Below are 20753 nucleotides of genomic sequence, written 5' to 3'. Positions count from 1 at the left end.
GGCGAGGAGGTACGGAATGGACTTCGCGGGACTGTGGGACACCGTCACCGCCACCCAGCCGGGGCCACCGCACTGGCTGGTGCTCGGCAGTGCGGCGGTCGCCCTGGTGGCGATCCTGCCGCACCCGGTCTGGCGGCTCAGCCGCAACGTGGTGACCATCGCCCACGAGGGCGGCCACGGACTGGTCGCGCTGCTGACCAACCGTCGGCTCTCCGGCATCCGCCTGCACTCCGACACCTCCGGCCTGACCATCTCCTCCGGACCGCCCACCGGCCCCGGCATGATCCTCACCGCGGCGGCCGGGTACACCGCCCCGTCCCTGCTCGGCCTCGGCGGGGCCGCCCTGCTGGCCGGGCAGCACGTCACCCAGTTGCTCTGGATCGCCATCGTGCTGCTGGCCGGACTGCTGGTGATGATCCGGAACGCCTTCGGCCTGCTCTCCGTGGTGGTCACCGGCGCCGCGTTCTTCCTCATCTCCTGGTACGGCAGCAGCCAGCTCCAGGCCGGCTTCGCGTACGTGGGCGTCTGGTTCCTGCTGCTCGCGGGCGTCCGGCCGGTGCTGGAGCTGCAGGGCAAGCGGCGCCGCGAGGGTGCCCGCAGCACCGACGCCGACCAGCTCGCCCGCCTCACCCGGATCGGCCCCCTCTTCTGGGTCGGCCTCTTCCTCCTGGTCGCCCTCGCCTCCCTCGCCCTCGGCGGCACCTGGCTCCTCGCCTGAACCCTCCGGCAGATGGCTCGGCATCTACGGTCAGGGGCTCGGGGAACTGCGACGCCGGCCTCGGAACAGGTGATCCTTTCAGGAGTGGTCAGGGGGTTTCGTACGCGACCCCGGCGCCAGATCTCCTCGCGGTTCCCCGGGCCCCTGGGCAGTCGACCGCTGAGCGCCTGCCAAGAGCGCGGCAAGTGCCGTCCAGCGGTGCGTACAGCGAGGGCCCCTAGACTGAGGCCATGACCGAAGCCCTGTGGCCCGCCCCCGTTGCGACCGGCGCCGTCGACGCCACCGTCACCATCCCCGGATCGAAGTCGGCGACCAACCGTGCGCTGGTGCTGGCCGCACTGGCCGACGGCCCGGGCTGGGTCCGCCGGCCACTCCGCAGCCGGGACTCCCAGCTGATGGCCGACGGCCTGCGGGCGCTGGGCGTCGGCATCGAGGAGACCGTCAACAACGCCAGCGGCGGCACCGGCGGCGGCGAGGCGTGGCGGGTCATCCCGGCCGGCCAGCTCCGCGGCCCGGCCCAGGTGGACGTCGGCAACGCGGGCACCGTGATGCGCTTCCTCCCCCCGCTGGCCGCCCTCGCCGACGGCCCGGTGCACTTCGACGGCGACCCGCGCAGCCACGAGCGGCCCCAGCACGGCGTGATCGACGCCCTGCGCGCCCTCGGCGCCCGGATCGACGACGGCGGTCGCGGCGGCTTCCCGCTCACCGTGCACGGCACCGGCGCCCTGGACGGCGGCCCGGTCGAGCTGGACGCGTCCTCCTCCTCACAGTTCGTCAGCGCACTGCTGCTCTCCGGCGCCCGCTACAACAACGGGGTGGAGATCCGGAACGTCGGCGGCTCCGTCCCCTCCCTCCCGCACATCCGGATGACGGTCGACATGCTCCGCAAGGCCGGCGTCCAGGTGGACGCGCCGGAGGACGGCGGCGAGAAGGACGTCTGGCGGGTCACCCCGGGCGCGCTGCTCGGCCGGGACCTGGTGGTCGAGCCGGACCTCTCCAACGCCGCGCCGTTCTTCGCCGCCGCGCTGGTCACCGGCGGCCGGGTCACCGTGCGGGACTGGCCCAGGCACACCTACCAGCCGGGCGACCAGCTCCGCGACCTGTACACCCGGATGGGCGGCAGCTGCCGACTGACCGACGAGGGGCTGGAGTTCACCGGCACCGGCAAGATCCACGGGATCGAGGCCGACCTGCACGACGTGGGCGAGCTGACCCCGGTGATCGCCGCGGTGGCCGCCCTGGCCGACTCCGAGTCGCACCTGTACGGCATCGCCCACCTGCGGCTGCACGAGACCGACCGGCTGGCCGCGCTGGCCAAGGAGATCAACGAGCTCGGCGGCGACGTCAGCGAGACCGCGGACGGCCTCCGGATCCGCCCCCGCCCGCTGCACGGCGGCGTCTTCCACACCTACGAGGACCACCGGCTGGCCACCGCCGCCGCGGTGATCGGCCTGGCCGTCTCCGGGGTCGAGGTGGAGAACGTGGCGACCACCGCCAAGACCCTCCCGGACTTCCCGCAGATGTGGGCCGAACTGCTGGGCCAGGGCTGACGGGGAGTCGGGGACATGCGCCGTTACGGCAAGGACGCCGACGAGGACGACATCCGCAACCGCCCGGGCCGCAAGGGCTCCAAGCCGCGGACCAGGATCAGGCCCAAGCACGAGGACGCCGCCGAGGCGATGATCCTGACCGTCGACCGCGGCCGGCTGACCTGCCTGGTCGAGGCGGGCACCAAGCAGGAGCGCCAGGTGATCGCGATGAAGTCGCGCGAGCTGGGCCGCAAGGGCGTGGTGGTCGGCGACATCGTGCACGTGATCGGCGACCTCTCCGGCGACGTGGACACGCTGGCCCGGATCGTCCGGGTCGAGGAGCGCAGCTCGGTGCTGCGCCGCACCGCCGACGACGACGACCCGTACGAGCGGATCGTGGTGGCCAACGCGCAGCAGCTGGCCATCGTCACGGCGCTGGCCGACCCGGAGCCCCGGCCCCGGCTGATCGACCGCTGCCTGGTGGCGGCGTACGACGCCGGGATGCGGCCGCTGCTGGTGCTCACCAAGTCCGACCTGGCCTCGGCGGCGCCGTTGCTGGAGGCGTACGCGCCGCTCGGCATCGACTACGTGGTGACCCGGCGGGACGAGCTGGAGACCGCGGGGGCGGAGGCGGTCCGGGAGCGCCTGCGCGGGCTCGCCACCGTCTTCATCGGGCACTCCGGTGTCGGCAAGACCACCCTGGTGAACGCGCTGGTGCCGCTGCACCAGCGGTCCACCGGCGTGGTCAACTCGGTCACCGGCCGGGGGCGGCACACCACCGTCTCGGCGCTGGCGCTGCGGCTGCCGCCGCCACCCGGGGCGAAGCCCGGCTCCAAGAAGGCGCTCGACCCGGGCTGGGTGATCGACACGCCCGGCTTCCGCTCGTTCGGCCTCTCCCACATCGACCCGTCCCGGGTCATCCTGGCCTTCCCCGACCTGGAGCCCGGCACCGAGGGCTGCCCCCGCGCGTGCAGCCACGACGAGCCGGACTGCGCCCTGGACGCCTGGGTCGCCGACGGCCACGCCGAGCAGGCCAGGCTGTACTCGCTCCGCCGGCTGCTCTCCTCGAAGGAGGCGCGGGAAGGTGACTGACCGGAGTCTTTCGGCCCGTCAGAAGTGTCGGATGGCCCCCGCGCGGTGATCATAGGAAGGTCGGACCAGTCGGTCCGGCCCTCCGAGGGGACAGGAGTCGGCTCCGATGGCATGGGCCCTGGTGATCATCGCCGGACTGTTGGAGACCGGTTTCGCGATCAACCTGAAACTCAGCGACGGCTTCACCAAGCTCTGGCCCACCGTCAGTTTCTGCGTCTTCGCCCTGAGCAGCTTCGGTCTGCTCACCCTCTCGCTCAAGACCCTGCCGGTCGGCCCCGCCTACGCGGTGTGGACCGGCCTGGGCGCCGCCGGGACGGCCGTCTACGGGATGGTCTTCATGGACGAGACCACCTCCACCCTCAAGCTGGTCTCGATCAGCCTGGTGATCGCGGGCGTGATCGGGCTCCAGCTGAGCGGCTCCGGGCACTGACGGCCCGTCCAATTCGCGAGCCGAACTGTCCGGATCCGTGGACGCTCGTTAGGGTTCGGGCATGGCCGACTACCACGACGATCTCCGACTCGCCCACGTCCTCGCCGACTCGGCCGACTCGATCACCATGGAACGCTTCAGGGCGCTGGACCTCAAGGTCGAGACCAAGCCCGACCTGACCCCGGTCAGCGACGCGGACAAGGCCGCCGAGGAGCTGGTGCGCAGCGTGCTCCAGCGGGCCCGCCCGCGGGACGCGGTGCTCGGCGAGGAGTTCGGCCTGCAGGGTTCGGGCCCGCGCCGCTGGGTGGTCGACCCGATCGACGGGACCAAGAACTACGTCCGGGGCGTGCCGGTCTGGGCCACCCTGATCTCGCTGCTGGAGGTCGGCCCGGACGGCGAGCAGCACCCGGTGGTCGGCATCGTCTCGGCCCCGGCCCTGCACCGCCGCTGGTGGGCCGCCAAGGGCCTGGGCGCGTACGCCGGCCGCAGCCTGGCGAAGGCGAGCCGGATCCACGTCTCCTCGGTCTCCCGGCTGGAGGACGCCTCGCTCTCCTACTCCTCGCTCACCGGCTGGGAGGAGCGGGCCCGGCTGGACGCCTTCCTGGACCTCTCCCGGTCCTGCTGGCGCACCCGCGCGTACGGCGACTTCTGGTCGTACATGATGCTCGCCGAGGGCGCGGTGGACATCGCCGCCGAGCCGGAGCTGAGCCTGTGGGACATGGCCGCGCCGTGCATCGTGGTGCAGGAGGCGGGCGGCCGGTTCACCGGTCTGGACGGCATCGACGGCCCGAACGGCGCCGACGCGGTGGCCTCCAACGGCCTGCTGCACGAGGAGACCCTGCGCAAGCTCAGCCTCTGACCCATGGTTGCGGGCCCCGGAGACGACTGACGTCTCCGGGGCCCGCGGTCTGAGGTGCCGTTACTTCTGCTTGCGCAGCTCGCGGACGGCGTCCTCCAGGCGCTGACCGTAGTCGGCGTCCGCCTGGCGGAAGTTGTTGATCGCGCGCTCGACGATGTCCTCGCGGTCGGCCGAGACCTTGGCGATGAAGCCGGAGAGGTTGGCGATCAGGCGCTGCTTCTCCTCCTCCGTGATCAGGCGGTAGAGGTTGCCCGCCTGGACGAAGTCGTTGTCCTCGGCGTGCGAGGGCGCCTCGGTGTTGCCGGTCGTACCGGTCACGGGCACGGCGGCCCAGAGCGGACGGCCGGTCTCGACCGGACCGCCGAAGCTGTTCGGCTCGTAGTTCTTAGCGCGGCCGTGGCGGCCGTCGTACAGGTGGCCGTCCCGGGCGTTGGTGCGCGCCTCGGTGGCGTGCGGGCGGTTCACCGGCAGGTGGTCGGCGTTGATGCCGACCCGGTAGCGGTGCGCGTCCGCGTAGGCGAACAGGCGGCCCTGGAGCATCTTGTCCGGCGACGGGCCGATGCCCGGCACGAAGTGACCCGGGGAGAAGATCGACTGCTCGACCTCGGCGAAGACGTTGTCGGGGTTCCGGTTGAGCTCCAGCTTGCCGAACTCGACCAGCGGGTAGTCCGCGTGCGGCCAGACCTTGGTCAGGTCGAACGGGTTGAAGCGGTAGTTCGCCGCCTCGGACGCGGGCATGATCTGCACGCTGACCGTCCAGCTCGGGAACTCGCCGCGCTCGATCGCCTCGCGCAGGTCGCGCTGGTGGCTGTCCGGGTCCTCACCGGCGAGCTTGGCGGCCTCTTCGGCGGTCAGGTTCTTGATGCCCTGGTCGGTCTTGAAGTGGTACTTCACCCAGAAGTACTCGCCGGCCTCGTTCTGCCACTGGTAGGTGTGCGAGCCGAAGCCGTCCAGGTGCCGGTAGGAGGCCGGGATGCCGCGGTCGCCGAACAGCCAGGTCACCTGGTGGGTCGACTCGGGCGAGAGGCCCCAGAAGTCCCAGACGTTGTCCGCCTCCTGCGAGCCGGTGTACGGGTCGCGCTTCTGGGTGTGGATGAAGTCCGGGAACTTGATGGCGTCCTTGATGAAGAACACCGGGGTGTTGTTGCCGACGAGGTCGTAGTTCCCCTCCTCGGTGTAGAACTTCAGCGCGAAGCCGCGCGGGTCGCGCACCGCGTCGGCCGAACCGAGGTTGCCCGCCACGGTGGAGAACCGCAGGAAGGTCTCGGTCTGCTTGCCGACCTCGGACAGGAACGCGGCCCGGGTGTACGCGGAGACGTCCGCCGTCAGCGTGAAGGTGCCGTAGGCGGCGGCGCCGCGGGCGTGCACCACGCGCTCCGGGATGCGCTCCCGGTTGAAGTGGGCGAGCTTCTCGAACAGCAGCTGGTCCTGGATCAGGGCCGGACCGCCGATGCCCGCGGTTTCGGTGTTCTGGTTGTCGGCGACCGGGGCACCGGCCTCCGTCGTCAACGTGGGCCGCAGCTCGTCCTGGGTGGTCATGTCGGGTATGCCTCCGCGCATCCGGTCGTACCGTGCCTAAGTATTGGCTCGATCCTAGCTTGGACTTTGTCTAAGTCAACACTGGAACCAAGTCGAGAACGTGGCTTACCCTGTCCCCATGAGTGACCTGCTGGAACGACTTCGCGGACGCGGCTGGCGTCTCACCTCGCAGCGTCGTGTCGTGGCCGAGGTCCTCGACGGCGACCACGTCCACCTCACCGCCGACGAGGTGCACGCCCGGGCGGTCTCGGTGCTGCCCGAGATCAGCCGCGCCACCGTCTACAACACGCTCGGCGAGATGGTCTCCCTGGGCGAGGTGATGGAGGTCGCCACGGACGGCCGCGCCAAGCGCTACGACCCCAACGCCCGGCACGCCCACCAGCACCTCATCTGCTCCGGCTGCGGCTCCATCCGCGACGTCCACCCCCAGGGTGACCTGATCGCCGCCCTCCCGGCAGGGGAACGCTTCGGCTTTGTCATCTCCGGCGCGGAGGTCACCTACCGGGGCCTCTGTCCGGACTGCACCTAGGCAGGCGCCCAGCTTTTCGCCGGGCGCTCGGTTGCACTGTCCAGGGGCTCGGGGAACTGCGAGGAGATCTGGCGCCGGGGTCACCGCGAAGGTGCCTGCCCACCCCTGAACGGATCACCATTCCCGAAGCCGGCGTCGCAGTTCCCCGAGCCCCTGGTGGTGCACCAGGTGCACCCGCGCGGCGGAGCCGCACAACAGCACAGCCCCGAGCCCCTGGTGGTGCACCACGTGCGCCCGCGCGGCGGAGCCGCACAACAGCACAGCCCCGAGCCCCTGACCGTAGGTCCGAGGCACCTGCCAAAAGTCGGTGTCAGGCGCTGAGTTCGGAGTGCAGGGCGCCCAGCAGGCGTGAGGCGCGTTCGGTGACCTCGGCGGGGCCGTGGTCGGCGGCGCGGCGGCACCAGTTCTCCGCCTGCACCGGCTCCCCCCGCCGGAGGGCGAGGAGGGCGAGGCGCAGGGCCGCCCGGCCGTGGCCGGCGTCGGCGGCGCGGGTGTACCAGACCATCGCCTCCGCCTCCTCGTCCTGACGGGCCAGCAGCAGCCCGAGGTTGAACGCGGCGCTCCGGCTGCCGGCCTCGGCCGCGCGTCGGTACCAGCTCTCGGCGATCTCCAGGGCGCCCCGCTCGGCGGCCCGCACGCCCATCCGGACCTGGGCCCGGCGGTGCCCGGCGTCGGCCGCCACCGCGTACCAGTGCTCGGCCTCGGCGTCCGCGTCACCGCGCCGGTCCAGCAGCGAGGCGAGCCGGAACGCGCCCTCCGCCGACGAACCCGCCGCCGCCTGCCGGTAGCGCTCCAGCGCGCCCGTCAGCTGCCCGCGCTGCTCCAGGGCGACCGCCAGCTGCAGCGCGGCCTCGCCGTGCCCCTCGGCGGCAGCGCGCGCGTACCACTCGTGCGCCTGCTGCTGCTCGCCGCGCCCGGCGTGCAGCACCCCGAGGTTGAAGGCGCCGTCCACGCTGCCGGCCTCGGCGGCCTTGGAGAACCACGGCTCGGCGCCCGACTCGTCGCCGCGCTGGAGCAGCACGACGGCCAGCGCGTTGCACGCCTCCCGGTGCCCGGCGTACGCCGCGCGCCGGTACCACTGCTCGGCCTGGGCCTCGCGCCCGGCACTCGCGCAGAGCAGGCCGAGGTTGAACGCGCCGTTCTGGTCGCCGGCCTCCAGGGCGGCGCGGTACCAGCGCTCGGCGTCGAAGGCCTCCCCCCGCCCGGCGTGCAGCGCGCCGAGCGCGTTGGCGGCGTTGCCGTCGCCCGCCTCGGCGGCCTCCTGCCACCACTCGGCGGCGGCGGCCAGGTCGCCCGCGTCGCGGAGCAGGAAGCCGAGCGCGCAGGCCGCGCGCGGCTCACCGTTCTGCGCCGCCTGCCGGTACCAGCGCGCCGCCTCGTCGAGGTCGCCCCGCTCCTCCAGCAGCACCCCGAGCCGCAGCGCCGCACGGGCGTGGCTGCGCGCGGCGGCGGTCCGGTACCAGGTCTCCGCGGTGTCCTTGTCGCCCGCCGCCTCGCGCATCCGGGCCAGCCGGTACGCGGCCTCCCGGTGGCCGGCGTCGGCAGACACCTTGAACCAGCGCTCGGCGCGCACGTCGCGCCGATGCTCCATCAGATCGCCCAGGGCGTACGCCCCGAGCGGGTGGCCGTGCTCCGCGGCGAAGTGCAGCCAGTACTCGGCCGCCTCCTCCTCGCCCTGGTCGCGCAGCTGCAGACCGAGCGCGTGCGCGGCCGGGGCGGAGCCGGCCACCGCGGCGTGCCGCCACCACTGGGCGGCCTCGGCCCGGTGGCCGCGCTGGTGCAGCAGCACGCCCAGGTTGTTGGCGGCGGCCCGCAGCCCGGCGGCGGCGGCGGTGCGCAGGTACGGTTCGGCGTCGGCCAGGTCGCCCCGGCGGAGCAGCAGCGCGCCGAGCTGGCTGGCGGCGTTCGGGTCGCCCTGGTCGGCGGCCTGACGGTGCCTCGACTCCAGCGCGGCCTGCTCGCGGGCGGCCAGCGCGGTCTCGAAGCTGTCCCGGTCGGGCGCGGGATCGGCGGACTGCGGCGCGTAGCTGCCGGCGGCGGGCGCGAACTCGCCGGCGGAGACCCGGACCAGGCTGTCGGGGCCGTACCCGGCGTCCGCGCGGGTGACGGTCAGTCCGCCGGTCCGCTGCGCGGGCAGGGCCGTGCCGGTGTCCTCGCTCTGCGCCCACGCCTCGGTGTCGGCCGCCCCCGCGGCCTTGCCCCCACTGCCCGGATCGTTCCTGCCGATCAGCTTCATGCCGACTCCTGCTCCCCCCGAGTGCTGCGGCACCCGCCGGGGACGTGTCGGATCAGTCGGTGCCGACTCCCCATGGCCAAGGGAGTCAACTGCCCTACGGCATCCCCCATGTGGTCCATCGTCGCATCACCCGCAACCCGCGTACACCTGCCCCGGCCAGGTTTTGGCGGGGCGGGCCGAAGCCCGGCGAGATTGCTTCAGCGCTTTGTCGATTTCCCGACACTTGACCCCCACAAACCCCGGGCACGCATCGTACCGGAGCGGACCACGGGTGAGCGCCCTCAATAAGGAAGCACCGAAGGCCCGGAGAAGAATCTCCGGGCCTTCGGTTCAGAGTAGCGGGGACAGGATTTGAACCTGCGACCTCTGGGTTATGAGCCCAGCGAGCTACCGAGCTGCTCCACCCCGCGTCGTTGTGTCCCAACCATAACACGGGGGTGGAGCAGCTCGTTAACCGCCGTAGCTCAGCCGGTCTTCTGCTGGCTCGCCGCGGCGGCGGCGTCCAGCGCGGCCTTCAGTGCCTTCTGGGCCTCGCCGTACTTGGCCCAGTCGCCGGCCTTCTGCGCCGCCTCGCCGTCGTTGAACGCCTTCTGGGCGTCCGCGATGGCCTTGGCTTGCTCGGCGTTGACCGTCCCCGGCGTGGTCGGGGTGGTGGGCGTGGTCGGCGTGGTGCCGGGGGTGGTCGGCGCCGTCGGGGTGGTCGGCGTCACCGTGGTGGCGTTGCCGAGCACCTTCTTCAGCGCCTCCTCCAGGGTGTTCTCGAAGGCCACGTTGTCGTTGCCGTACACCGCCAGCACCTTCTGCAGCACCGGGTAGTCGGCGCCGCGCCCGCGCACGTAGACCGGCTCGACGTTGAGCAGGCCGCCGCCGACCGGGAGGGTCAGCAGGTTGCCGTACTCGATGTCGGAGTCACCGCCGATCTTCAGCGTGTTGAGCTTGTTGGCCACGTCGGTGTTCGAGTTGAACTGCGACTGCACCAGCTTGGGCCCGAGCGTGTTGCTGTCCCCGGGCACCTTGAGGATGCGGATCTTCCCGTACTCCGGCCCCGGGTCGGCGCTGACCGCCATGAAGGCCGCCAGGTTGTCCCGCTTGCTGGGCACGAAGGTGGTGGTCAGCGAGAAGCTCGCCTGGGTCACCGCCGGGTCGGGCATCCGGACCGTCATGTAGTACGGCGGCTGCACCGCACCGGTGTTGGTGGTCGGGTCGACCGGGACCTGCCAGATGTCGGTGCCGTTGAAGAAGGAGTTGGCGTCCGTCATGTGGTACTGGCCGAGCAGGTCGCGCTGCACCTTGAACATGTCCTGCGGGTACCGCAGGTGCGGCACCAGGGTGCTCGGGATGTCCGCCTTGGCCTTGACCGTGCCGGGGAACGCCTTCATCCAGGTCTTCAACACCGGGTCGGCGTCGTCCCACTGGTAGAGCGTCACCTCACCGGTGTAGGCGTCCACGGTCGCCTTCACCGAGTTCCGGATGTAGTTGACCTTGTTGACCGAGGTGAGCGTGCGCCCGCGCTGGTCGGTCAGCGAGTCCTTGGTGACGTCGCCGAGGGTGGTCTTGGAGGCGAACGGGTAGCCGTCCGAGGTGGTGTAGCCGTCCAGCACCCAGACCAGCTTGCCGTCCTGCACCACGGGGTACGGGTCGGCGTCGATGGAGAGCCAGGGGGCGACCTTCTCCACCCGCTCCTTGGGCGTCCGGTCGTAGATCACCTTGGCGCCGTCGGTGATGGCGCCCGCGTACAGGATCTGCGGCTCGGCGAACCGCACCGCGTAGGCGGCCCGGGTGAACGGGTTGTTCAGCGAGACGCCGCTGTCCCCGGTGTACTTGTACTGCTTGTCACCGGCGTCGGTGGAGTAGTCGATCTCCTCGTTGGTGCCGCCGACGATCGAGTAGGTCTTGGTCTCCTCGCCGTAGTAGATCCGCTGCTGGTAGTCGCCCAGCGAACCGGTGGACGGCAGACCCGACTCGGTGAAGACCGGCTGGCCCTTGTCGTTGACCTGGTTGCCCTTGGCCGAGACGACGCCGTAGCCGTGGGTGTACTTGAAGTGGTCGTTGATCCAGTTCCGCTGCTGCACCCCGGCGAGGTTCAGCTCGCGCAGGCCGATCACGGTGTCCTGGCCGCCGACCTGGCCGTTCCCGTACCGGTCCACGTCCAGCGTCTTCGGGAACTTGTAGTACGAGCGCTGCTGCTCGATCTGCTGGAAGGTCGGCGAGACCACGTTCGGGTCCAGCAGGCGGATGTCCGAGATGGTCTGCGCGTCCGCCTTCAGCGCGTCGCTGTTGGTCGACGCCTTCGGCGCGTAGGCCTGGGTCTGACTGTCCGCGATGCCGTACGCCTGCCGGGTGGCGTCGATGTTCTTCTGGATGTACGGCGTCTCCTTGGCCTGCTCGTTCGGCTTGACCTGGAACTGCTGCACGATCGCCGGGTAGAGCCCGCCGATCAGCACCGCCGAGAGCGCCATCAGCCCGAAGCCGATCAGGGCCGGGGCCCAGGTCTTCCGGATCGGGGTGAGGAAGAACAGCGCCGCACAGATGATCGCGACGAAGAACAGGATGGTCTTGGCCGGCAGGAACGCGTTGGCGTCCACGTAGCGCAGGCCGGTCCAGCCGTCCACGCCCTTGTACGCGCCGGACTTGACCGCCAGCGCGTACCGGTCCAGCCAGTACGCGGCCGCCTTCAGCAGCACGAACAGGCCCAGCAGCACGGCCAGATGGCCCTGTGCACCGGTGCTCGCCTTCCGGCCCGGGCCCTGCAACCGCAGGCCGCCGTACAGGTAGTGCACGACCACCGAGGCCAGCAGCGAGACGATCACCGCGCTGAACGCGAAGCCGAGCAGGAACTCGTACCAGGGCAGCTCGAAGGCGTAGAACGAGACGTCCAGGTGGAACTGACTGTCCTTCACCCCGAAGGAGGTCTGGTTGGTCCAGAGCATCCAGGTCCGCCACTGCCCGGACGCCGCCGCCCCGGCCACCAGGCCGACCAGCAGCGAGACCGCGATCAGCAGCCACTTCTTGTACGGGGCGATGCCCATCCGGTAGCGGTCCAGGCTCTGCTGCTCGACCGACATCGCGGCCAGGGGCGGCCGGAGACGGTACGCCAGCCAGGTGTTGAGGCCGACCACCACCGCCATCGCCAGGCCGAAGACGGCGAACAGGCCGACCTTGGTCCAGAGCTGGGCGGTGAAGACGGAGGAGTAGCGGACCGACTTGAACCAGAGCCAGTCCGTCCACAGGCCCGCGAACATCACGAACAGCAGGAAGAGCACCGCCAGCACCCCTGCGGTCAGCAGGAGCACTCGGGTGCGCCGGGAGGGCGGGCCGACTCTGGCGCGGAAGCCCGGGCCTCCCGGGCGGTCCGGCATCTGGAATACCAAGGTGGCACCTCTGCTGTGTCGTGTGTGGGTCGGTCTGGGTCCGGTCTCCTGTGCAACTTAATCGGTCTTTACCTGAGTTCCCACGGTTCACCACGAGTTCGCGGCCCGGGTGGGCCGAACCGGGTGTCGGCGCCGCACGTGTGAGGATTGGGGCATGTCCGATGCACTTGATGCCCTGGCCGGCGGCAAGCCGCCCGCCGCCACCCCGCTCACCCGCGCCGCGCTGGAGATCGACGAGTACGCCGCCACCCTCGGCTGGGACCTGCCGACCCGGCTGTTCGCCCTGGTGGACAGCGCCGCGCTGCGCAAGCAGGACCCGAAGCTGGCCAAGCAGCTGGGCCTGACCGACGAGAAGCCCGGCGACCTCACCGTGATCGAGCAGGACGAGCTGCCCGCCGGGATGGAGCTGGACAAGTTCCTCGGCACCATCGCCTGGCCCGACCAGGTGGTCGGCTGCGCGCTGGTGGTGGAGCGTCAGATGCTGCCGCCGGGCGCCGAGCACAGCCGCCCGAAGAACGCCACCGAGGCCCAGCTCGCCGACTGGGCGGCCAACCACCCGGCCCGCGAGGAGGTCCGGATCACCGCGGCGGTGCTGCGCGACGGCAAGAAGGAGATCGCGCTCCGGCTGCGCTCCAAGGACGTCGCCCGCGAGGTGCTGACCGGCCCCGACCTGGTGCCCGGCCTCACCGAGGCGCTGCTCGCCACCTTCTCCTGACCGACTGACCCGCCGGCCCGCCGGCCCGCTGACCCGCCGACCGACTGATTCGCTGACCGACCGTCAGCCGACGGCGCAGCCGGGCAGCGCCGCGCCCTGCCCGGCCCGGATCTGCTCCAGCGACTTGAGCGCACCGTCCAGGGTCTCCGTCTTCACCAGGCGGAGGCCCTTCGGCGTGCTCTTCGCGGCCTCGGCGCAGTTGTCGGCCGGGGTGAAGAAGTACTCGGCGCCCTTGTCCCGGGCCGCGATCAGCTTCATCGAGATGCCGCCGATCGGGCCGACCTTGCCGTCGTCGCTGATCGTCCCGGTGCCCGCGACGAACTTGCCGGCCGTCAGGTCGGTCGGGGTCAGCTTGTCCACGATGCCGAGCGAGAACATCAGGCCCGCGCTCGGGCCGCCGACGTCCTGCAGCCCGATGTCGATCTTGAACGGGTAGGTGTGCTCGACGTCCGGCCGGATACCGACCACGGCGCGGTTCACGTCCGTCGCCTTCCCGGTCACCAACGGCACCTGGACCTCGTCGGCCGCCGTCGCGGCGGCCCCGCCGCGGTCCTTCGGGACGATCGTGAAGACCGTGGTCTCGCCCGGCTGGTGCTTGGTGACCTGCTCGGCCACCTGCTCGGCCGTGGTCACCTTGGTGCCGTCCACCGCGACGATCCGGTCCCCCGCGTGCAACTTGCCCTCGGACGGGCCGCCAGCCACCACGGACTTGACCACCACCTGGGTGCCGACCGGGATGCCGAGCTGGTTGAGCGCGGCGGTCTTGGCGCTGTCCTCGGAGGAGGCGAACTCCTCCGCGTTCTGCTGCTGCGCCTCCTGGTCGGTCTGCCCCTCGGGGTAGACGTTCTCGTGCGGGACCACCAGCACGTCCCCGCGCAGCCAGCCGATCACCGCCGACACCAGGCTCGGCTCGTACTTCGCCCCGGTCACCTGGACGGTCGTCATGTTGAGGTGCCCGGAGGTCGGGTAGGTCTCGTGCCCGGTGATCTGGATCACCGGCTTCCCGTCGTCCTCCTGCGTCCCGAGCGTGTTGTACGTCGGACCCGGGCTCATCTCCGTGTAGGGCACCTTCATCAGGACCGACGCACAGAGCAGTGCTATGAGCAGCAGGGTGGCGGCGAGCATCGTCGCGGAGCGGCGTGGCATGGGACCGACAGTACGGGACGGGGCCGTCACCGCGCCGCTCGGGTCACCGCTTCCCGGGCTCCGCCGGGGAGCCCGTGCTGCGCTCCATCGCGGCCCTGAACCGCTGGTGTTCGGCCAGTGAGGCGGGGTCTCCGGTGGCCCTCGGGGTGCGGGCGGCCCAGCCGGCCCAGAGCATGGCGGCCAGTGCCGCCACCACAGGAATGATCAACCAGGCGAGCGCAGCCATGTCCGTACTCCCAGCTCGTCGTTCGTATGAGCAGATTAACCACCCGGCTACCCAACGGCAGCAGCGCCATTCGGGTTACGGCACGACGATTTCGCTCACCACTGAGAAGTATTCGTATGACCGGATGCGACCGAACGGGTCCCGGGGCGGGTCAGCAGGAGCCCGCGCCGACCCATTCCTCCTCGCCGTCGGTGAAGACCTGGTGCTTCCAGATCGGCACCTCGTGCTTGAGGTCGTCGATCAGCCGACGGGCGGCCGCGAACGCCTCGCCCCGGTGCGGACAGGAGACCGCGACGATCACCGCCTTGTCGGTGATGTCCAGCCGGCCGATCCGGTGCACCGCCGCCAGCGCCCGGACCGGGAACTCGGCGACGATCTTCTCGGCGATCCGCCGCATCTCCTGCTCGGCCGTCGGGTGGGCGCTGTACTCCAGCGCCGCGACCGACTTGCCGCCGTCGTGGTCGCGCACCGTGCCGACGAAGACCGTGGTGCCGCCGGCCGCGTCGTCGCCCACCGCCTCGTACACCTCGTCCAGCGAGAGCGGGGTCTCGCGGATGGCCAGCAGACGGATCGGGTCGTGGTTCTCGGACATGGTCACCATGATTCCTCATCCCCCGGGGTCCGCGACAAGGGGTTTCCGCATCACGATTGGGCCATTCCGCCAGGCGGAACAGGCGGCTCCACCCCGGGTGCGGAGGGCGCCGAGCAACAGGCGCACGGCCCCAGCCGCACGCCCCCTTACCGGTCAGATCCGGCGGCTCTTCCGGGCCCGCCGGACCAGCGCCGCCGTCCCGATCAGCGCCACCGTGGCACCCGCCGCCCCCAGACTGGTCGCGGCCTCCTTGCCGCCCAGTCGGCGCCCGGCCACCGCGTGCTTGCCGGCCACCTGCGCCAGCAGCTCGCCCAGCACCTGCTCGTTGGTGTACGCGGGCCGCCAGCCCGCCTCGTACAACCGGCTCCCGGAGACCACCCACGGGTACATCGTGTAGGCGAGGTCACCCGCCGGGGCCGGGGTCAGGCCGAGCCGGTGCAGCCGGGCCGCCGTACCGAGCGCCAGCGCGGCCGGCAGCTCCATCCGGCGGATGCCGGACAGCTGCTCGACGTCCTCCTGCTCCAGCCAGCCGTCGCAGCCGACCGTCACCTCGCCCTCGACCAGGCCGAGCGTCGCGTACTCCAACGCCGCCGCCAGGTCGTCCACGTGGCAGAACTGCCAGCACGGCCTGGAGCCCGCCACCACCAGCAGCCGGGGCGCCTCGAAGTGCCTCGTCAGCACGGTGTCGATGCCGGGACCCACCACCACGGCCGGGCGCAGCACGGTGACCTGCAACCCCGGGTGCGCCCGGGGCGCGCGGCGGGCCAGCCGCTCGATCTCCAGCAGGTCGCCGACCAGCGAGGCCTCCTCGGTGGCCCGCAGCTCGGCCGACTCGGCCAGCGGCACCTCGTTGTCCGCCAGCGCGCCGTAGACCATCGCCGAGGTGCACAGCACCACCCGGCCCACCCCGGCCGCCGCGGCGGCCGTCAGCACGGTCTGCGCCCCCCGCACGTTGTACGCGCTGCGCGCCCGGGCGTCGGTCTCCATCCCGAGGTCCATCGCCAGGTGCACCACCACGTCCACGCCGGTCAGCCGTTCGGCCACGGCCGGATCGCGGATGTCCAGCACCCGCCACTGCACCCCGGGCACGTCACCGCGCCGGTCGTCCAGCGCGAGCACCTTGCGCACTCCGGGGGAGCCGACCAGGCGCGCGGCGACCCGTTCACCGAGCACCCCCGCGGCGCCCGTGACGGCCACGGTGAGCGGCTTGCCGCCGTAGGCTGGAGACGGCGAACCCGCGGCAGCTGGGGCGTCCTCACCTCCGGTCAGCCCAGAGCGAACGTCCGAAGGCGGGGAACTCACCGGCCATCCTCCACGGTTAGCTTATGTGCGTACGTACGAGTGTCACGTACCGACCATCCTGCCCGAGGCGCGGCCCCGGCGGTGCACCCGGCGCGATCGGGCCGCGCGGCCGACGCCCTTCCCGGGCGCGCAGACCCCCGCCACACCACGCGCGTGACGGCCGATCAGATCGAGGACCCCGTGAGCGACCTCCCCTTCGGATTCGGCGTTCCTCCCGAGGAGCCCGAGGACGGCAAGGCCAAGCGCGACAAGGAGAACAAGGACGAGAGCGCGGAGCCCACGCCGCCGCAGCCGTTCGGTTTCGGCGGGGCCAACCCGTTCGGCGCGCTGTTCGGGATGGGCGGTCCCGGCGCTCCCGGCGGGGCCTCGGGCGACAATCCGTTCGGGGCGATGCTGGGCGGTCTGAATCCCAACGACCTCGGCGCGGCGTTCCAGCAGCTCGGCCAGATGCTCTCGTTCGACGGCGGCCCGGTCAACTGGGACCTCGCCCGCGACATCGCCCGGCAGACCGTGGTCGCCGAGCAGCCCGAGGGGAAGACCAAGGACCGCTCGGTGAGCGCCACCGAGCGCTCGGCCGTGGCCGAGGCGGTCCGGCTGGCCGACCTCTGGCTGGACTCCGCCACCGAGTTCCCGTCCGGTGCGGGCACCGCCGTGGCGTGGAGCCGGGCGGAGTGGATCGAGGCCACCCTGCCGGTCTGGAAGGACCTGGTCGACCCGGTCGCCGAGCGGGTCGGCAACGCCATGGGCGGCGTGCTGCCCGAGGAGATGCAGGCGATGGCCGGCCCGCTGATGGGCATGATGCGCTCGATGGGCGGCGCGATGTTCGGCACCCAGATCGGCCAGGCGCTGGGCGCGCTGGCCGCCGAGGTGGTCGGCTCCACCGACGTCGGCCTGCCGCTCGCCCCGGCCGGCAAGGCCGCCCTGCTGCCGCAGAACGTCGCCGAGTTCGGCGAGGGCCTGAGCATCCCGGTCGACGAGGTCCGGCTCTACCTGGCTCTGCGCGAGGCGGCCCACCAGCGGCTGTTCGCCCACGTGCCGTGGCTGCGGGCGCACCTGTTCGGCGCCGTCGAGGCGTACGCGCGGGGCATCAAGGTGGACACCACCCGGATGGAGGAGCTGGTCGGCCAGCTCGACCCGAGCAACCCCGAGGCGCTCCAGGAGGCCCTGGCGAACGGCCTGCTCCAGCCCGAGGACACCCCCGCCCAGAAGGCCGCGCTGGCCCGCCTGGAGACCGCGCTCGCGCTGGTCGAGGGCTGGGTCGACGCGGTCGTGCACGCCGCCGCCGAACCGCACCTGCCGCAGGCCGGTGCGCTCCGCGAGACGGTCCGCCGCCGCCGGGCGGCCGGTGGACCGGCCGAGCAGACCTTCGCCACCCTGGTCGGCCTGGAGCTCCGCCCGCGCCGGCTGCGGGACGCCTCCCGGCTCTGGGCCTCACTGGCCGACGCCCGGGGCGTCGACGGCCGGGACGCGCTCTGGGAGCACCCCGACATGCTGCCCACCGCCGCCGACCTGGACGACCCGGACGGCTTCGTGCACCGCGGCTCCGGCGACGGTGCCGAGGGCGGCATCGACTTCACCGAGCTGGACAAGCTGCTCGGCGAGGCCGCCAAGGGCACCAAGGACCCCGAGCCGGGCACCGCTCCCGGCGCCGAGGGCACCCCGGGCAAGGACGAGGAGCCCGGCAAGTGACCGAGCTGCACGCCGACGCCGTCCGGACGCTGCGCTCCTGGTCGGGGTCCGACCCGGGGCAGGACCGGCTCCGGCTCGACTACCTCGACCACCTGGCCGACCGCCCGGACGGGATGTGGCGGGCCTGCCTGCCCGCCCACATCACCGCCAGCGCGGTGGTGGTGGACCCGTCGGCCGACCGGGTGCTGCTGACGCTCCATCCGAAGGTCGGCCGCTGGCTGCAGATGGGCGGCCACTGCGAGCCCGGCGACGCCACGCTGGCCGCCGCCGCCCTGCGCGAGGCCACCGAGGAGTCCGGCATCACCGGCCTGGAGCTGCTCACCCTCGACGGCGCGGCCGTCCCGGTGAAGCTGGACCGGCACCAGGTCCGCTGCACCGGCAAGGACCGGCCGGAGAACACCCACCTGGACGTCCAGTACGTCGCGCTGGCCCCGGCCGGGGCGCGGGAGCTGATCAGCGAGGAGTCGCTCGACCTGCGCTGGTTCGACTACGACCAGCTGCCGGAGCTGACCGACGGGTCGGTGCGCGAACTCGTCGCGCTGGCCCGGAAACTGACCGAGGGTCGGTGACCCCGGCGGCGGCCGTCGCGAGCCCCGGCCACCGCCGGAGTGCTCAGCCGGCGCCCCGGGCGTGCGGCAGCTGCGCTGCGGCGGCCACGCCCTCCAGGTAGCCGCGGGCCCGCTCGGTGCGCGGGTAGGCCGCCAGCAGCGCCCAGAACCGCGGGCCGTGGCTCGCCTCCAGCAGGTGCGCCAGCTCGTGCAGCAGCACGTAGTCGACCACGTACTCGGGCATGCCCTGCAGGCGGTGGGAGAGCCGGATGCTGCGCTCGGCCGGGGTGCAGGAGCCCCAGCGGGAGTTCTGGTTGGTCACCCAGCGGACCACCTCGGGCCGGGCCCGGCCGCCGAGGTACTCGGCCGACAGCTCGGCGGCGCGCCGGGCCAGCGCGTCGTCGCCGAGCACCTTGCGGCTCTCCTGGGCGGCCAGCCGGTCGAGCATCCGGGCCACCCAGCGTTGCTCGTCGGCCCCCGACATCCGGGCCGGGATCAGCACCACCGTCCGATCGCCCTCGCGGTAGGCGGAGACCGTCCGGCTGCGGCGCGCGCTGCGCCGGACCTCGACCGCGCCCCCGCCCGGCGCCGGCACGGCCGGCAGCTCGGCCGCCCCGTCCGCCCGGGTACGCGTGGTGGGCGTCGCGGCTCCCGGCCCGGACGCTGCCCGGGCACGGCGCGGCGACGCCGGAGGAAGGGAATCCCGATCGGCCGCCATGGCAGGTGACGTTACCCGCTGCCCCTGACAGCCGTCCCGGCCCTCGGGTCCGGAAAGTTGTCCACAGGCTGTGCAGAACGATCGTCCGACAAGCACTCCCCGCCTGTGGACAGCGCCCAGCGCGGTGGTGCCCGGATCGGGCATGCTTCCACCAGCCCGCCGTACCCGCTCCGACCGGAGGCCGTCGTGCGCCCGATGGTGAAGCCCGCTCTCTCGCGTCTGTGGCGCGACCACGACACCCTGCAGTTCGGCACCGTCCGCCAGCACGCCCGGGTGGTGGAACAGGTCAGTCAACCGGTCGCCGCCTTCCTGGAGCTGCTGGACGGGAGCCGGGAGCGGCCCGCCCTGCTGGAGGCGGGCGAGCGGCTCGGGCTCGGCCGGGAGGTCACCGAGCAGCTGCTCGGTTCGCTGGCCGAGGGCGGCCTGCTGGACGACGCCGAGGCCGGCCGGGCGCTGCTGGACAGCCTCCCGAAGGCCCGGCAGGAGCTGCTCGGGCCTGACCTGGCGTCACTCTCCCTGGTGCATCCGGATCCCGGCGAGGCCCCGGCCGTGCTCCGCGGCCGGGCCACCGCCCGGGTGGAGATCCACGGCGCCGGGCGGGTCGGCGCCGCCCTCGGGGCGGTGCTGGCCGCCGGGGGCGTCGGCGGCGTCACCCTGGCCGACCAGGGCCGGGTGACCGCCCGGGACTGCTCCCCCGCCGGCTATCCACCGACCGACATCGGGCGGCTCCGGGCCACCGCGGCCCGGGAGGTGGTGCACCGCGCCTCCGGCGCCGTCGGCGAGCGGCAGCGCCCCCGCCGGCCCGAGGAGGCCGCACCGCCCGCCCTGGTGGTGCTCGCGCCCCGGGACGGCGCCGGTGCCTTCACCGGGATCGCCGCCGAGACCCACCGGCTGATGCGGGCCGGGGTGCCGCACCTGTACGTCGGCGTGCTGGAGCACCTGGGCATCGTCGGGCCCCTGGTGCTGCCCGGCGCCTCGGCCTGCGGCTCCTGCGCCACCCTGACCCGCCGCGACGAGGACGAGGCCTGGCCCCGGCTGCTCGCCCAGCTCGGCGCCGACGGCCCCGGCCGACCGCGCACCCCCGCCTGCGACAGCGCCCTGGCCACCGCCGTCGCCGGGCTGGCCGCCCTGCACGTCGAGCTCTACCTGGACGGTGTCCGGCCACCGAGCGTGGACGGCTGGTGCGAGATCTCCGCCGCCGACGGGATGACCCGCCGTCTGCGCCTGCCCACCCACCCGGCCTGCGGCTGCACCTGGCCCTCCGGGCCGCCCGAGCAGCGGCCGGAGGTGTAGCCGGTGCCAAGGTCCGGGCAACCCCGGCGGAGCCGGATCGGGGAGCGGGCACAATGGCCAGTGACACGTCCCGCGGTGGGACTCGGAGCTGGGAGGCCCTGAGGTGAGCGATCTTCCGCGTCAGGCGGCCGCCCGGACGGGACCGCCCACGGCGTTGCACCAGCAGGCCACCGCTACTCAAACCACGACACGGGCTCCGGGCGGCGGAAACACCGACCGGA

General features: G+C 72.6%; 18 protein-coding genes and 1 tRNA gene. 10 read left to right on the top strand and 9 right to left on the bottom strand.

The features are described 5' to 3' along the window. The first annotated feature begins 16 nt into the window (after positions 1-16). From ACIRPK_RS08305 to hisN, 5 genes are all read left to right on the top strand, one after another. Entirely contained in the window at positions 17-718 is a 702-nt protein-coding gene (locus ACIRPK_RS08305) for a M50 family metallopeptidase (RefSeq protein WP_403034747.1), read from the top strand. A gap of 230 nt (positions 719-948) precedes the next feature. Beyond that, entirely contained in the window at positions 949-2268 is a 1320-nt protein-coding gene (gene aroA / locus ACIRPK_RS08300; protein ID WP_403034744.1) for a 3-phosphoshikimate 1-carboxyvinyltransferase, read from the top strand. Positions 2269-2283: 15 nt separating this feature from the next. After that, positions 2284-3339 (top strand): ribosome small subunit-dependent GTPase A, encoded by a 1056-nt coding sequence (gene rsgA, locus ACIRPK_RS08295; RefSeq protein ID WP_403034741.1) that lies wholly within the window; start codon positions 2284-2286, stop codon positions 3337-3339. A 106-nt stretch (positions 3340-3445) separates the two neighbouring features. Next, entirely contained in the window at positions 3446-3769 is a 324-nt protein-coding gene (locus tag ACIRPK_RS08290; RefSeq protein WP_403034738.1) for a DMT family transporter, read from the top strand. Positions 3770-3830: 61 nt separating this feature from the next. Then, complete coding sequence (hisN, locus tag ACIRPK_RS08285) at positions 3831-4628, top strand: histidinol-phosphatase (protein WP_403034735.1); 798 nt, start codon at positions 3831-3833, stop codon at positions 4626-4628. A 60-nt stretch (positions 4629-4688) separates the two neighbouring features. Here the strand turns inward: hisN and ACIRPK_RS08280 are convergent, their stop codons facing one another. After that, positions 4689-6167, bottom strand: a complete 1479-nt coding sequence (locus ACIRPK_RS08280) for a catalase (RefSeq protein WP_403034733.1) — start codon at positions 6165-6167, stop codon at positions 4689-4691. Positions 6168-6285: 118 nt separating this feature from the next. On the opposite strand from ACIRPK_RS08280, the gene ACIRPK_RS08275 reads away from it, so the two are divergent. Continuing rightward, positions 6286-6696, top strand: coding sequence for a Fur family transcriptional regulator (locus tag ACIRPK_RS08275; RefSeq protein ID WP_403034730.1), 411 nt, complete (start codon positions 6286-6288; stop codon positions 6694-6696). Between the two features lie 310 nt (positions 6697-7006). Here ACIRPK_RS08275 and ACIRPK_RS08270 read toward each other — a convergent pair whose 3' ends face one another. The 3 genes from ACIRPK_RS08270 to ACIRPK_RS08260 form a co-directional block, all read right to left on the bottom strand. Next, positions 7007-8932 (bottom strand): tetratricopeptide repeat protein, encoded by a 1926-nt coding sequence (locus ACIRPK_RS08270; protein WP_403034727.1) that lies wholly within the window; start codon positions 8930-8932, stop codon positions 7007-7009. Between the two features lie 336 nt (positions 8933-9268). Next, positions 9269-9342: transfer RNA gene (locus ACIRPK_RS08265), tRNA-Met, on the bottom strand. A gap of 54 nt (positions 9343-9396) precedes the next feature. Further along, a complete protein-coding gene (locus tag ACIRPK_RS08260; RefSeq protein ID WP_403034725.1) occupies positions 9397-12291 on the bottom strand; it encodes a UPF0182 family protein in 2895 nt (964 codons plus the stop codon). 166 nt (positions 12292-12457) lie between these two features. Here ACIRPK_RS08260 and ACIRPK_RS08255 point away from each other — a divergent pair, with 166 nt between their 5' ends. Continuing rightward, positions 12458-13018: a PPA1309 family protein gene (locus ACIRPK_RS08255; RefSeq protein ID WP_403034723.1), complete on the top strand. Its 561-nt coding sequence runs from the start codon at positions 12458-12460 to the stop codon at positions 13016-13018. Positions 13019-13081: 63 nt separating this feature from the next. Here the strand turns inward: ACIRPK_RS08255 and ACIRPK_RS08250 are convergent, their stop codons facing one another. The 4 genes from ACIRPK_RS08250 to ACIRPK_RS08235 all read right to left on the bottom strand — a co-directional run bounded on the left by ACIRPK_RS08250 (position 13082) and on the right by ACIRPK_RS08235 (position 16284). Then, entirely contained in the window at positions 13082-14164 is a 1083-nt protein-coding gene (locus ACIRPK_RS08250) for a PDZ domain-containing protein (protein WP_403034721.1), read from the bottom strand. Between the two features lie 43 nt (positions 14165-14207). After that, positions 14208-14390, bottom strand: a complete 183-nt coding sequence (locus ACIRPK_RS08245; protein WP_403034718.1) for a hypothetical protein — start codon at positions 14388-14390, stop codon at positions 14208-14210. Positions 14391-14541: 151 nt separating this feature from the next. Continuing rightward, entirely contained in the window at positions 14542-14982 is a 441-nt protein-coding gene (locus ACIRPK_RS08240) for a molybdenum cofactor biosynthesis protein MoaE (protein WP_403034715.1), read from the bottom strand. Between the two features lie 153 nt (positions 14983-15135). Then, entirely contained in the window at positions 15136-16284 is a 1149-nt protein-coding gene (locus ACIRPK_RS08235; RefSeq protein ID WP_403034712.1) for an NAD-dependent epimerase/dehydratase family protein, read from the bottom strand. Between the two features lie 180 nt (positions 16285-16464). Here ACIRPK_RS08235 and ACIRPK_RS08230 point away from each other — a divergent pair, with 180 nt between their 5' ends. Next, entirely contained in the window at positions 16465-17973 is a 1509-nt protein-coding gene (locus ACIRPK_RS08230) for a zinc-dependent metalloprotease (protein WP_403035136.1), read from the top strand. Next, entirely contained in the window at positions 17970-18542 is a 573-nt protein-coding gene (locus tag ACIRPK_RS08225; protein ID WP_403034709.1) for an NUDIX hydrolase, read from the top strand. The genes ACIRPK_RS08230 and ACIRPK_RS08225 overlap by 4 nt, the downstream gene beginning before the upstream one ends. A gap of 43 nt (positions 18543-18585) precedes the next feature. On the opposite strand, the gene ACIRPK_RS08220 is transcribed toward ACIRPK_RS08225, so the two are convergent. Continuing rightward, positions 18586-19239, bottom strand: a complete 654-nt coding sequence (locus ACIRPK_RS08220) for a M48 family metallopeptidase (protein WP_403034706.1) — start codon at positions 19237-19239, stop codon at positions 18586-18588. A 195-nt stretch (positions 19240-19434) separates the two neighbouring features. Between ACIRPK_RS08220 and ACIRPK_RS08215 the strand changes: the two genes are divergently transcribed. Continuing rightward, positions 19435-20532 (top strand): ThiF family adenylyltransferase, encoded by a 1098-nt coding sequence (locus tag ACIRPK_RS08215; protein ID WP_403034704.1) that lies wholly within the window; start codon positions 19435-19437, stop codon positions 20530-20532. Positions 20533-20753: the final 221 nt, after the last annotated feature.

Origin of the sequence: Kitasatospora sp. NPDC101801, from assembly GCF_044766665.1 — a bacterium.
Lineage (GTDB): Bacteria > Actinomycetota > Actinomycetes > Streptomycetales > Streptomycetaceae > Kitasatospora.
Note: the sequence above shows the minus strand (reverse complement) of the source record. Positions and strands in the feature narration are given on the sequence as shown.

Excerpts from the sequence above, each read along its gene's own strand:
- ACIRPK_RS08305 (WP_403034747.1), top strand. The coding sequence starts at position 17 with ATGGACTTCGCGGGACTGTGGGACACCGTCACCGCCACCCAGCCGGGG.
- aroA (WP_403034744.1), top strand. The coding sequence starts at position 949 with ATGACCGAAGCCCTGTGGCCCGCCCCCGTTGCGACCGGCGCCGTCGAC.
- rsgA (WP_403034741.1), top strand. The coding sequence starts at position 2,284 with ATGCGCCGTTACGGCAAGGACGCCGACGAGGACGACATCCGCAACCGC.
- ACIRPK_RS08290 (WP_403034738.1), top strand. The coding sequence starts at position 3,446 with ATGGCATGGGCCCTGGTGATCATCGCCGGACTGTTGGAGACCGGTTTC.
- hisN (WP_403034735.1), top strand. The coding sequence starts at position 3,831 with ATGGCCGACTACCACGACGATCTCCGACTCGCCCACGTCCTCGCCGAC.
- ACIRPK_RS08280 (WP_403034733.1), bottom strand. The coding sequence starts at position 6,167 with ATGACCACCCAGGACGAGCTGCGGCCCACGTTGACGACGGAGGCCGGT.
- ACIRPK_RS08275 (WP_403034730.1), top strand. The coding sequence starts at position 6,286 with ATGAGTGACCTGCTGGAACGACTTCGCGGACGCGGCTGGCGTCTCACC.
- ACIRPK_RS08270 (WP_403034727.1), bottom strand. The coding sequence starts at position 8,932 with ATGAAGCTGATCGGCAGGAACGATCCGGGCAGTGGGGGCAAGGCCGCG.
- ACIRPK_RS08260 (WP_403034725.1), bottom strand. The coding sequence starts at position 12,291 with ATGCCGGACCGCCCGGGAGGCCCGGGCTTCCGCGCCAGAGTCGGCCCG.
- ACIRPK_RS08255 (WP_403034723.1), top strand. The coding sequence starts at position 12,458 with ATGTCCGATGCACTTGATGCCCTGGCCGGCGGCAAGCCGCCCGCCGCC.
- ACIRPK_RS08250 (WP_403034721.1), bottom strand. The coding sequence starts at position 14,164 with ATGCCACGCCGCTCCGCGACGATGCTCGCCGCCACCCTGCTGCTCATA.
- ACIRPK_RS08245 (WP_403034718.1), bottom strand. The coding sequence starts at position 14,390 with ATGGCTGCGCTCGCCTGGTTGATCATTCCTGTGGTGGCGGCACTGGCC.
- ACIRPK_RS08240 (WP_403034715.1), bottom strand. The coding sequence starts at position 14,982 with ATGTCCGAGAACCACGACCCGATCCGTCTGCTGGCCATCCGCGAGACC.
- ACIRPK_RS08220 (WP_403034706.1), bottom strand. The coding sequence starts at position 19,239 with ATGGCGGCCGATCGGGATTCCCTTCCTCCGGCGTCGCCGCGCCGTGCC.
- ACIRPK_RS08215 (WP_403034704.1), top strand. The coding sequence starts at position 19,435 with ATGGTGAAGCCCGCTCTCTCGCGTCTGTGGCGCGACCACGACACCCTG.